Annotated in this window: 9 protein-coding genes; 7 read left to right on the top strand and 2 right to left on the bottom strand. The window is 69.9% G+C overall.

Features of this window, described 5'->3' with window-relative positions; translation table 11 throughout:
* Positions 1–9: 9 nt before the first annotated feature.
* Positions 10–1,212, top strand: a complete 1,203-nt coding sequence (locus OG729_RS06285; RefSeq protein ID WP_360881294.1) for an MAB_1171c family putative transporter — start codon at positions 10–12, stop codon at positions 1,210–1,212.
* 90 nt (positions 1,213–1,302) lie between these two features.
* On the opposite strand, the gene OG729_RS06280 is transcribed toward OG729_RS06285, so the two are convergent.
* Positions 1,303–1,833, bottom strand: coding sequence for a toxin-antitoxin system, toxin component (locus OG729_RS06280; protein WP_360881408.1), 531 nt, complete (start codon positions 1,831–1,833; stop codon positions 1,303–1,305).
* 105 nt (positions 1,834–1,938) lie between these two features.
* Positions 1,939–2,571 carry a helix-turn-helix transcriptional regulator gene (locus tag OG729_RS06275; protein ID WP_360881296.1) on the bottom strand — a complete coding sequence of 211 codons (633 nt, stop codon included), beginning with the start codon at positions 2,569–2,571 and terminating at the stop codon, positions 1,939–1,941.
* A 369-nt stretch (positions 2,572–2,940) separates the two neighbouring features.
* On the opposite strand from OG729_RS06275, the gene OG729_RS06270 reads away from it, so the two are divergent.
* From OG729_RS06270 to OG729_RS06245, 6 genes are all read left to right on the top strand, one after another.
* Complete coding sequence (locus tag OG729_RS06270; RefSeq protein ID WP_360881298.1) at positions 2,941–3,891, top strand: transcriptional regulator; 951 nt, start codon at positions 2,941–2,943, stop codon at positions 3,889–3,891.
* A 259-nt stretch (positions 3,892–4,150) separates the two neighbouring features.
* Positions 4,151–5,971 carry a glycoside hydrolase family 15 protein gene (locus OG729_RS06265; protein WP_405804804.1) on the top strand — a complete coding sequence of 607 codons (1,821 nt, stop codon included), beginning with the start codon at positions 4,151–4,153 and terminating at the stop codon, positions 5,969–5,971.
* Positions 5,972–6,325: 354 nt separating this feature from the next.
* Positions 6,326–8,101, top strand: coding sequence for a fatty acyl-AMP ligase (locus OG729_RS06260; RefSeq protein ID WP_360881302.1), 1,776 nt, complete (start codon positions 6,326–6,328; stop codon positions 8,099–8,101).
* Positions 8,098–9,930 carry an acyl-CoA dehydrogenase family protein gene (locus OG729_RS06255; protein WP_405804800.1) on the top strand — a complete coding sequence of 611 codons (1,833 nt, stop codon included), beginning with the start codon at positions 8,098–8,100 and terminating at the stop codon, positions 9,928–9,930. Before OG729_RS06260 ends, OG729_RS06255 begins: the two co-directional genes overlap by 4 nt.
* Positions 9,924–11,675: an acyl-CoA dehydrogenase gene (locus OG729_RS06250; RefSeq protein ID WP_405804799.1), complete on the top strand. Its 1,752-nt coding sequence runs from the start codon at positions 9,924–9,926 to the stop codon at positions 11,673–11,675. Before OG729_RS06255 ends, OG729_RS06250 begins: the two co-directional genes overlap by 7 nt.
* A 28-nt stretch (positions 11,676–11,703) precedes the next feature.
* Positions 11,704–12,033, top strand: a complete 330-nt coding sequence (locus OG729_RS06245; RefSeq protein WP_360881308.1) for an acyl carrier protein — start codon at positions 11,704–11,706, stop codon at positions 12,031–12,033.
* The last annotated feature ends 2 nt before the right edge of the window (positions 12,034–12,035 follow it).

The raw sequence follows: 12,035 nt of genomic DNA, 5'->3' as shown, positions 1-12,035 counted from the left end.
CCGACGTCGATGAACGACGGCCTCATCCTCTACATTCCCGGCGTCGTTCTGCTGACCGCCCTGGTGATCAAGCTCCCCACGCTCAGGCGTACCTGGCACGACCCGCTGATGCGGTCCGTGTGCGCCCTGCTCCTCGTGGGCTGCGCCGTCCTCTTTCTGGCGGCGCCGCCCACGATTGCCGCTGTCAACGACCTGACCGGCGTCGTCAACTTCTCGGCTCCGCTGGTCTACAGCGTCCTGACGGCCTTCAGCGGCTCGTGCATCGTGCTGATCATCAACTGGCGTGGCGGCCGGCCTGAGCAGATCCGGCGTTCGACCGTCCTGTGCCTTGGCGCGTACGGCGCGGTCACTCTCGCCATAGTCGTCCTCTTCGTCCTGGCCGACGCCCCCGTCGAGCGCCTCCGCGACCTGGACACCTACTACGCGACCACCCCGTTCATGCGTGAGATGATCACGCTCTACCTCGTCGCCCACGCTTCGGGAAGCGTCGTCCTGACCACCCTGTGCTGGCGATGGCTGCGCCAGGTCGACGGCTCGCTGCGCACCGGTCTGGCACTCATCGTCCTCGGCGGCGCGCTGGACGTCGGCTATCTCGCGACGAAATTCGCGGCCGTCCTCGCCCGCTGGACACACCGCGACTGGGACTACCTGAGCACCTACGTCGCCCCGCCACTGGCGTCCGCCGCAGCACTCATGTGTGGTGTCGGGTTCATCCTCCCCCTGGTGGGCCACCGCGCAACGTCGACCTGGCGCGCCTACCTCCAATATCGCCGGCTCAAGCCGCTGTGGCTGGAACTGCAGGGATCGACGACGCCATGGGCCGCGACCATGACGATCGCCTGGTGGTCCTCGGTGGAACTGCGCAAGTGCCACCGGGAGGCCGCCATTCACGATGGTCTGCTCAACCTGGCCCCCTACCTCAGCAGCGGGGTCAGGGAGCACGCTCTTGCCACGGCGACCTCGCGAGGTGTCCCGCCCGATCGGGCCGGTCTGGTGGCCGAGGCGGCGATGATTGCCTCAGCGTGCAGCGCGCACACGGCGGCAAGCCGTTCGGCGGCCCCACTTCCCGATCCGCGCTTCGACGCACCCCGTCTCGAGTACGCCGACGCATCGGACGGGCTGGTCGCCCTGTCCCGAACCCTGTCCCGGTCTTCGATCGTTGCCGCTGCACGCAGCAGCGCGGCCCTGCCGGAAACTGCCCGGCAGGTGTGAAGGCATGCCCGTCTCGAGTGCAGGCACCAGGGGACTCCCCAGTGCCTGCACGCCATCGTCATCGAGGGAGGGCCGCCCACCGGCAGTGCGTCAGCCCTGTGGCCCGCGGTACCCCAAGGATGCCTCGATCCGGCCGGCGAGTCCGTCCCGTCGTACCGGTCCGCGACCGGTGGAACCGGCCAGCCAGGAACGGCACTTGCTGCCGAGCAGCAGACCGAAGCTCTCCGCCTCGTTCTCCTCGGCCTGGTCGAATCGGGTCCGGGCAGCGACCTTCAGCACGGTCGCCTGCAGGTCGGCCTCGTCCGAGAGCAGCCGGGCCGCGACGGCGGCGCCTGCGACATGATGGGTGCAGTGCCCGGCCTTCATGTGCCACAGCTCATGGCCGAGAATGACCAGTTGGTGGTCGGGTGCGGTGCGCTCCTCGATGACGATCAGATCCTGGTCCGTCATGTCGAGCCAGAGCCCGCTCGCCGTGCCCGGCGGGAACGCGGCCATGCGGTGCCGGACCGGCCGGCCGCGGCGCTTGCTCATTCCGTCGCACAGCGCGGCATAGAGATCGGCGGGCTCCGCCGGGGCGGGCAGATCGATTCCGGCGATCAGCTCGCCGCACAGCCGACGCATCTCCTTGCCAATGCTCACCGTTCTCCTCTCCCCGTCAGCAGTCGCGTGCACACGCGTAGTTGAAACCGTGTCCTGAAAACACGGTTCCACACATCGCTCCGTAGGTCAGGGCTCGGTCGGCTTGACGCTCTCCAGGAGCATGTCGAGCCATTCGGTGACCTTGTCGCGGTGCTTGTCGGTGGGCAGCTGCGCGGCCCGCCAGGCGATGCCGCGTACACCATGGTCCTGCAGCAGGCGCTCCAGTGGGTCGCTTTCGTCGGCGTAGTCCTGAAGCAGTCGCTGCTCGGTGCGCTGAAGGGTGCCGTTGAGGGCGTCCGCGTCCTCGGCGCTGAGGAATCCGGCATGGACCCCGAAGAACCTCTGAATCGCATCGCAGTGCTCCATGGTCGGCCGGCGGTCGCCGTTGATCAGGGCGCCCGCCTGCTGCCGGGACATGCCGGCCCCGTCGGCGATCTCCTGCTGGGTGTACCGGCGGCCGTTGGGCTTCAGCCGCGTCCTGCGCAGCAGGTCGAAGCGCTGCAGAAAGCGTGCCTGGAGATCGGGTTCACCGGCCGGACGGCCGTCGAGCAGGTCGCTGACCACGTCCGCCGGGACGCCCGAGGCATCGGAGAGCTGGTGAACGTCGAAGACATCGCCATGACTCAGACCGAGTTTTATGGCGAGTTCGGCGACGCGGGCGACGGATGCCGCCAGCGGGCCTGTGGCCGTTGGGCCCGGAACCAAGAAGCCGTCTGTCACCAGTAGGTCTCCTAGATCACGCGGGGTCACTCCGCACACATTGGCTGCCCGGAGATTAACCGTTCGGGTGGCGCACAGTCAGGTCTTGCCACAGCTGTGGCGCGATCTGAGCGCTCAACGGCGCGGAATGCCACGATAGTTGACATCACTGTGCGTGCGGTAGCAGGATCGCCAAGCAGTTGAAGATCGAAAGGGCGCTCCCACAGCGGGACTTCGAGAAGGGTGGCGTTCTCGATGACACATGAGGCAGGCGCTGAACGGCCTGGTGTTCAGGGGCGTCGAGGGTGCGCGGGGACGACCCGTGGCGCGCTCCGCGCCAGGCGGCTCACGGATGTCCTCAGACGGCGCCGTGAGGAGCTCGGGCTGAGCGTGGCGGACGTCGCCGCACGCCTCGAGATCAGCACCGGTGCGTACGGCAGCTGGGAGCGGACGCCCGCCCAGGAGTGGACCGACGACGCGCTGTGCGCCCTGGTCAAAGCCCTTGAGATGACCGACCAGCAGGGTGGCTGGCTGTTCCGCCTCGCCGTCGACCGTGATCCGCCGCAGGCCTTGAGCAGGCCCCCGGGAGCCTCCCGGCCGACGCATCCGCTGGGGCCTGCGCGCCCGTCGGGGCCCGCCTTCCCGTCCGGGCCCGTGCGCCCGTTCGGGCCCGTCACCGCGCCCGCGCTGCCCACCGTGCCCGTGGCGCCCGCCCGGCCCGCGGAGCCGGTGGACCCTGCCGACCCGGAGACGCAGGCCTATCTGCGCGACTACGCCGCGATGATGGACGCCGTGCCGATGCCGTCCGTGCTCTTCGACCGGCGCTGGGAAGTGACGCACGCCAACCACGCCTTCGAGGCGCTGTTCCACGGCATCGCGCCGCATCCGACTGCCATGCCGGGCCAGAACTTCCTCCGCTTCGTGCTCTTCCATCCGGACGCGGGCGTCGTGCTCGGCGACCGCGAGACGAGTTGGTGCCTGCCCCTGCTGGCCCAGCTCGACGCGGCTCTGGAGTGTGACTCCGAGGACCGTGTGCTTCAGGCCATTCGGGACGACATCGCCGACGACCCGATCATGGACGCCGCCTACCGGTCCGGGCTGCCGCACTGGATGCGCGCGATGGGGGCGGCCGCCGTGCACCACGACGGAGCCGTACGGCCGCTGAACCACCCGGACCCGCGGTGGGGGCGCACCGAGTGCCGGATCGTCGACGAGACCCCCGGGACCCTCCAGGACCGGGGGTTCACCCGGATGACGCTGGTGCTGCGGGAGGCGCGGGCCGCCGTGCCGCCGGATGTGCGGCGCGGCAAGTCGCATCTGAGGGCGGTCTCCAGCGGCTGACTGGCTGCGTCGTATTCCGCGTGGTTGAGGGGTTTCCGGCCGCAGCCAGTGTGTGTCGTCCTGTCGCGTTCGCACGTTTGCCGGCGCACGCCGGGCCTCGACCGCCAGGCGTTGCCCACTGGAACACCGGTTGCCGCGCTGCCCCGGCGGCCAGCCGAGATTCGAGGTGTCACGCGTAACGTGCCCGAATCCCCTGCGCTGTGCCGGGGAGACGGGGGTCCGCCTCCGGGACGGTTGCGACGGTGTTCCGGGAGTTCGTGTGGCTGCGCTCATCGAGGACTATGCACTGATCGGGGACATGCAGACCGCGGCCCTGATCGCCAGGGACGGTTCGGTCGACTGGTTCTGTCTGCCCCGCTTCGACTCGCCCGCGGTCTTCGCCGGGCTGCTCGGCACGGAGGACCACGGCTTCTGGCGGCTCGCGCCCGCCCAGTCCGTAGACGGCGCGGGCGCCGCCACCCGACGGCGCTACCGCGGTGACTCACTCGTCCTGGAATCCGAGTGGGACACCCCCGAGGGCACGGTGCGGCTGATTGACTTCATGCCGCCCAGGGGCGCAGGCCGCGGTAGGCCGGATGCCGCACCCACTCTCGTACGAATGGTGGAGGGCGTCTCAGGGCGGGTCCGCATGACGTCCTCACTGCGGATGCGCTTCAGCTACGGCCGGATCGTGCCCTGGGTGCAGCGCGAGCACGGACCGGGCGGCAGGGACCGGCTCGTTGCCATCGCGGGGCCCGACGCGCTCTGGCTCGACGCCGACGTCGACACGTACGGCAGCGATCTGACCACCCACGCGGCCTTCAGCGTCGGCGCGGGCGAGCGGGTCACCCTCACACTGAGCTGGCAGCCCTCGCACGGCGACGCGCCCCCCAGGCCCGACGCGGCGGGGCTCCTCGCCCACACCGAACAGTTCTGGTCCCGCTGGACCGCCCAGTGCAGTTACTCCGGCCCCTGGCGCGAAGCCGTGGTCCGCTCGCTGATCACCCTCAAGGCGCTCACGTACGCCCCGACCGGCGGAATCGTCGCCGCCCCCACCACCTCCCTGCCGGAGGAGATCGGCGGCGTACGCAACTGGGACTACCGCTATGCGTGGCTGCGTGACGCCGCCATGACGCTCACGGCCCTGCTGCGCACCGGCTACCGCGAAGAGGCGCGCCGCTGGCGCGAATGGCTGCTGCGGGCCGTGGCGGGCGACGCGCAGAACCTCCAGATCATGTACGGGGTCGCTGGTGAACGCGAGCTGCCCGAGGCGGAGTTGCCGTGGCTGCCCGGCTACGAGAAGTCCGGCCCGGTTCGCATCGGCAACGGCGCGGCCAACCAGCTCCAGCTCGATGTGTACGGCGAGGTCGTGGACGCGCTGTGGCTCGGCCAGACCTCGGGGCTCTCCCGCGACGACAGCACCCACATCCTTCAGATGAAGCTCATGAACCACCTGGAGTCCAACTGGCGCGAGCCCGACGAGGGAATCTGGGAAGTGCGCGGTCCGCGCCGCGACTTCGTCCACTCCAAGGTGATGACCTGGGTCGCGGCCGACCGCACCGTACGCAGGCTGAGCAGGCTCCCGCTGGAGAGCCCGGTGGAGCGCTGGCGCGCGCTGCGGGACGAGATACACCGCGACGTCTGCGCCCACGGCTACGACCCCGAACGCAACACCTTCACGCAGTACTACGGCTCGAGGGAACTCGATGCTTCGCTCCTGCTCATCCCGCAGATGGGCTTTCTGCCGGCCGACGACCCCCGGGTGGTGGGCACCATCGAGGCCGTCCAGCGGGAGCTGTGCGACGACGGGTTCGTGCGCCGCTACCCGGTGCCGGACGGCGGCTCACAGAGCGTCGGCGGGGACGGACTGCCCGGCGGCGAAGGAGTCTTCCTCGCCTGCTCCTTCTGGCTCGCCCACGATCTGGCCCTGATCGGACGCCGGAACGAGGCCCGGCAGCTGTTCGAGCGGCTGCTGGCGCTCCGTACCGACCTCGGTCTGCTGGCCGAGGAGTGGGACACCCGGCGCGGCCGGCTGGTGGGCAATTTCCCGCAGGCATTCAGCCATGTGCCGCTGATAGACACGGCTCTTCGGCTGTCCTGACATGTCCTGAACGCAGGTCCGGGGCATAGTCCTAGAGCGAGAGTCGACCGGCGAGGCGCATGGTCGTACGGCACTGGCATTTCTGCGCCAAGGAGAGTACGGCCATGTCGTCGTTGCGAAGTTTTTTGCTCGTCAATGTGCTGCGCCCCATGGGCAGGGCACTTATCGCCTACGGGATGTACTGGGTGTGGATCCCCGGCGTCGACCATGAAGAAATCCTGCCCGGGGACAGTTTTCCGCGAGAGGACAGCGCTGAATATCTCAGTCTTTTCCCGGAGGTCGAGTCGCCTTCAAGGTGGTCTTGAGACGGATTTCCCAAGCTCTGGCCATAAGTACGCGGCTCTGGGGGAAAAGATGGCTGCACACCGGAACTTCACCGAACTCGCGTTGCACAGAACATCGGAACTCGCGCGCCAGGAGGCCTACTTCTGCGTACGTGCGAATCAGCAGGGTGAGCTGGAATCCGATGTGCTCGGCTATGGCGAACTCGGCGAACGGGCCAAACGGCTGGCGTCCTGGCTCCAGGAGCGCGGCTCGCACGGCCACCGGGTGCTCATCCTCCAGAACGAGGTACGGGAGTTCATGAGCAGCTTCCTCGGCTGTCTGTTCGCCGGGGCGGTGGCCGTGCCCGCACCCGCTCCCGTGGGCTCCCGGCAGAACGTCGAACGGGTCGCCAACATCGTCCGGGACGCCTCGGTCAGCTACATCCTCACCGACGCGTCCCTGGCGTCGACGGTCTCCCAACTCCTCGCCAACATCGGCCACTCCGAGGTCGCCTGCCTGGCCACCGACCGCGCGGAGGTCGGTGACGCGGCCGCCTGGCAGCATCCCGGCCTGTTCCCCGACGACGTGGCCTTTCTGCAGTACACCTCCGGCTCGGTGAGCGAGCCCAAGGGCGTGATGGTCACCCACCGCAACCTGCTGGCCAATCAGCGCGCCATCCAGCAGGCGATGCGTACGAGCAGCGAGTCGCGGGTCGGCGGCTGGCTGCCGTTCCACCACGACATGGGGCTCGTCGGCCATCTGCTGCATCCGCTCTGGCTCGGCAGCGCCGGAGTGCTGATGCCGCCGATGACCTTTGTGAAACGGCCGCTGCGCTGGTTGCAGATGGTCGACCAGTACGGCATCACCACCGGCGGCGGACCCAACCTGGCGTACGACCTGTGTCTGCGCCGGATCAAGGACGACCAGATCGCACAGCTCGACCTCTCCCGGTGGGAGACCGCCGTCAACGGCGCGGAGCCGGTACGGGCCGAGACGATGGACGCCTTCGCCGAGCGCTTCGCCCCCGCAGGCTTCCGCAAGGAGGCGTTCTACCCCTGCTACGGACTGGCCGAGTCCACGCTGCTGGTGAGCGGCAAGGAGCGCGGCAGCCTCGCCGCGACCCGGGTCGTGGACGCGGCCGAGCTGGAACACCACCGGTTGCGGCCCGCACCCGAGGGCAGGCCTGCCAGGACGCTCGTCAGCTCGGGCACGCCGCGGAACTGCGAGGTGGCCATCGTCGACCCGGCGAACTGCCGCAGGCTTCCGGCAGGCGCGGTGGGCGAGGTCTGGATACGCGGCGAGAGCGTGGCTCGCGGCTACTGGAACCGTCCCCTGGAGAACGCCCACGCCTTCAAGGCCGCCACCGACGACGGCGAAGAGGGATATCTGCGCACCGGAGACCTCGGTGTCATGGATGGGGACGAGCTCTACATCACCGGCCGCATGAAGGACATCATGATCGTGGCGGGCCGCAACCTCTACCCCCAGGACATCGAGCGCAGCGTGCAGCGGGTGAGCGCCCTCTTCGGCTCCAGTGCCGCCTTCGCCGTCGAGTCGGACCGCGACCATGTCGTCGTCGTCCAGGAAGTGCGCACCGGCTCGGGCTTCGAGGCCGAGCTGGCCTCGCTGTCCGCCGCCGTACGGATGTGTGTGTCCAAGGAGTTCGAGGTCGCCGCCGAGAACGTCTTACTGGTCCGCCCAGGCACCGTACGCCGTACCACCAGCGGCAAGCTCCAGCGCACCGCGATGCGTCAGCTGTTCCTCGACGGGCGCATCCAGCCGCTGCACGAGGTGCTGCACCCCGAGGTCCGCGAACTGGTCTCGGTGGGCGCGCCCACCGACAGGGCGTCCGGGGACGGCGGATGACGGCGACCACCGAACGCGCCGGCAACCGGCACAGGGCCGAGGACGCCGGCCTGCGCTGGGAGCTGGCGGAACAGCTGGACGAGAGGCTGGGCGACCCCAACGGCGCGGGACCGCTGTCCTACGCGCGAGCCGCGAGCGAGGACGCGGCCGAGGAGTTCCCGGCCGCGGCCTGCGAACTGCTCGGCGCGCTCGGGGTCCACCACTACTACATCCCGGCCGAATACGGCGGCGCGCTCACCGGCTTCCCCCAGCTGCTCGAGATCGTGCGCACCATCGCCCGCCGCGATCTGACCACGGCCATCGGACACGGCAAGACCTTCCTCGGCGCGGTCTGCGTCTGGGTCGCGCAGGACTTCGCCGGAGCCGAACGCCTCGCGTCCCTGGTCGCCGCCGGCGAGCCGGTCTCCCTCGGCCTGACCGAACGCACCCACGGCAGCGACCTGATGGCCGGAGAGGTCGTCGCCGAGCGCACCCGGGGCGGCTATGTGATCAGCGGCGAGAAATGGCTGATCAACAACGCGACCCGGGGACGTCTTGTCTGCCTGCTCGCCCGCACCGCTGCCCAAGGCGGCCCGCGCGGCTTCAGCCTGCTGCTCGTCGACAAGAACGAACTTCCCGAGGACACCTACCGCACCCTGCCGAAGGTGCACACCCTCGGCATCCGTGGCGCGGACATCAGCGGTATCGCCTTCGACCGCGCACCCGTGGACGCCGGCGGCCTTGTCGGCCGCGAGGGCGAAGGCCCCGAGACCGTCCTCAAGGCCCTGCAGATCACCAGGTCGCTGTGCACCGCGCTGTCGCTCGGTGCCGCCGACCACGGGCTGCGGGTCGCGTATCAGTTCGCCGCCGAGCGCGAGCTGTACGGACGCAAGCTGCTCGACCTCCCCGCCGCCCGCAGGACCCTCGCCGAGACCTACGCCGACCTGCTGGCGATGGAAGCGCTCAGCACCGTCGCCGCGCGTTCCATCCACACCCTGCCCGGCGAGCTCAGCGTCACCTCCGCGGTCGCCAAGTACCTGGTGCCGACCGTCGCCGACGACATCCTGAACCGGCTGCGCGGGGTGCTGGGCGCCCGCGCCTTCCTCAGGGACTACTACGAGCACGGCCGGTTCCAGAAGCTGGAGCGCGACCACCGCATCGTCGGCATCTTCGACGGCAACACCATGGTCAACCTGTATGCGTTGACTGCCCAGTTCCGGAGCCTGGGCCGGTTCCATCCGGTCCACGCCCCCGACCCGGAAACCCTCGCGGCGACCTTCTGCCACACCCACGAACTGCCCGGCCTGCGCCCGGGGCAGCTCAGCCTGCTCGCGCGGTGCGGCAGCACCGTACTCGGATCGCTGCCGAACAATGCCGAAGTGCTCGGCGCGCAGGCGTCCCGGGAGCCGGAGCTCGCCCGGGCCGCCGCATTCGCCCGAACCCTCGCCGTGGCGGCGGACCAGCTGCACACCAGAATGCGGGCCGCACGGCCCGTGCCCGGCGGCGCGCCGGTGGAGAGCTTCGACCTGGCCCGGGGGTACAGCGTCTGCTTCGCGGCCGCCTGCTGCCTCGGCGTCTGGCGGCACAACCGGCGGCTCGCGCAGCAGACGGGCACCGCCGGGCACTGGACGGCGGGCCTGTGGCTCGAAGCCTGCCTGGCCCGGCTCGTGGAACGGCTCGAACAGGCGGTGCCCGGCCTCACCGGACCGCAGCCACGCAGGCCCGCGGCCTACGACAGCGAACTGGAGTCGCTGTTCGAGCGGTTGCTCGCGCGGCTGACCGAACAGTACGAGGCGGGAGAACTGTTCTCCCTGCTGCCCGGCCGTATCGCAGAAGGACCGCCATGCTGACCCCGAGCCAGACCAGCCAGGAAGAATTCCTCATCCAGCGGCGCGTCGCCGACCTGGAGAGGCGGCTCGGCGACCCCGGCGACGCCGACAACCCGCTCGGCCTGGACGCGCTCCTCGCCGCCGACGAACGCGGCGAACTGCTCGCCGAGGCCGAAGAAGCCCTCGCCGGCTTCCGGCTCAATGCGGAGTTCGTGCCCACCGAGCTCGGCGGCCGCCTCGACCGCATCGACACCCTCGGCCGGGTGCTGCGCGGCGTCTTCCGCCGGGACGCCAGCCTCGGGCTCGGCTACGGGGCCACCACCTTCCTCGCGGCGACAGCCGTCTGGGCGGCGGGCACCCCCGAACAGCAGCGGCGGGTCGCCGATCTCCTCCTCGGCGGCGGCCGGCTGGCCATCGCGTACCACGAACTCGCCCACGGCAATGACTTCGTACGCAACGAGTTCCGCGCCACGCCGACCGACGACGGATTTGTGATGTCGGGCGCCAAACACGTCATCAACAACGTCGAACGGGCCGAGGCACTGGTCCTGTTCAGCCGCACCGAGGACACCGTCGGCAGCCGCAGTCACTCCGTGCTGCTCGTCGACAAGAGCGTCGTTCCCGCCGACCGCTACAGCTATCTGCCGCGGTACGAGACGGTCGGCGTACGCGGCTGCCGGAACGCGGGCGTCGAGTTCACCGACTGCCCGCTGCCCGGGGACGCGCTCGTCGGCAAGCTGGGCGACGGCGTCGAACTGGCCCTGCGCTCCTTCCAGATCACCCGCAGCGTGCTGCCGTCCATGATCCTCGGCGGCGGCGACACCGCGCTGCGCACGGCCGTGTCGTTCGCGCTGGACCGCAAGCTCTACCACCGCTCCGTACTGGAGATCCCGCACGCCCGCGCCACCATCGTCGGAGCCTTCACCGATCTGCTGATCAGCGACTGCCTGGCGCTCGCCGCGACCCGGGCCGTGCATCTGGTCCCCGAGGCCACCAGCGTCTACGCGGCCGCCGTGAAGTATCTGCTGCCCAAACTGCTCACTGAGACCGCCTACGACCTGTCCATCGTCCTCGGCGCCAACTTCTATGTACGCGACGGAGCTTACGGCGCCTTCCAGAAACATGTCCGGGACCTGCCGATGATCAGCCTCGGCCACGCGGGCACAGCGGCCTGCCAGGCCACGATCATTCCGCAGCTGCCGCGTCTTGCCCGCACCTCCTGGTTCTCCGGGAAGCCCGCGCCCGAGGGGCTTTTCCGGGTCCGCGACGGGCTGCCGCCGCTCGACCCCGCCCGGCTGGTCCTCGTCGCGAGCAGCGACGCGCTCGTCGGTTCGCTGGAGGGCGCGGCCGAGGCCATCGCCGGCGCGGCGGGATCCCGGGCCGGCCAGTACGCCGAGGCGCTCACCGCGCTGGCCACGGCGCTGGAGGACGAGCTGCGCAGCCTGCAGGCGGAGTGCAGCGACATGTCGCCCAAGGACCGCACCGTACTGGCCAGTCCCAAGGCGTACGCCATCGCCGACCGCTACACGCTGCTCCTGGCGGGCGCCGCCTGCCTGGGCGTATGGCTGCACCAGGAGCCGCAGGACGACGCGTTCCTCGCCTCGCCCGCCTGGCTCGCCGCCGCGCTGACCCGCCTGGTGAAGCGGCTCGGCCACCCGCTCCCCAAACTTCCGGACGGCTGGGAGGACCAGCTGCTCGACGAGGTGCTGAACCGCTATCACGAAGCCCGCAGTTACGACCTGTACGACACCCCGATCGCCGGCTGACCACAGACACGTTGCTGAGGAGCATCAGATGGTGCTGCATTCCACCGGGCCAGACGCCCCGGGCCCCTGGTCGACCAAGCCCGTGGCCGAGTTCGACGAACGGGACTTCCGGCGCTGGCTGATCAACCGGCTCAGCGAGTACCTCCAGCGCCCCGCCGACGAGATCGGCGCACACACACCCTTCGCGGAGTACGGGCTGGACTCGGTGGCGGCGCTCAGCCTCTACGGAGACATCGAGGAGGAGTTCGGGCTCTTCCTGGAACCGACCGTCGCCTGGGACCACCCCACGGCCGACGATCTCGCCCACCACCTCGCCGAGGAGTTCACCAAGGCCGGCGGCGAGCATCGGGAGGTATGACC

This window comes from Streptomyces sp. NBC_00210, from assembly GCF_045160975.1.
Classification (GTDB): domain Bacteria; phylum Actinomycetota; class Actinomycetes; order Streptomycetales; family Streptomycetaceae; genus Streptomyces.
Note: the sequence above shows the minus strand (reverse complement) of the source record. Positions and strands in the feature narration are given on the sequence as shown.

Coding starts and splice junctions, on each gene's coding strand:
- OG729_RS06260 (WP_360881302.1), top strand. CDS start 6,326: ATGGCTGCACACCGGAACTTCACCGAACTCGCGTTGCACAGAACATCG.
- OG729_RS06285 (WP_360881294.1), top strand. CDS start 10: ATGAACGACGGCCTCATCCTCTACATTCCCGGCGTCGTTCTGCTGACC.
- OG729_RS06245 (WP_360881308.1), top strand. CDS start 11,704: ATGGTGCTGCATTCCACCGGGCCAGACGCCCCGGGCCCCTGGTCGACC.
- OG729_RS06250 (WP_405804799.1), top strand. CDS start 9,924: ATGCTGACCCCGAGCCAGACCAGCCAGGAAGAATTCCTCATCCAGCGG.
- OG729_RS06280 (WP_360881408.1), bottom strand. CDS start 1,833: ATGCGTCGGCTGTGCGGCGAGCTGATCGCCGGAATCGATCTGCCCGCC.
- OG729_RS06255 (WP_405804800.1), top strand. CDS start 8,098: ATGACGGCGACCACCGAACGCGCCGGCAACCGGCACAGGGCCGAGGAC.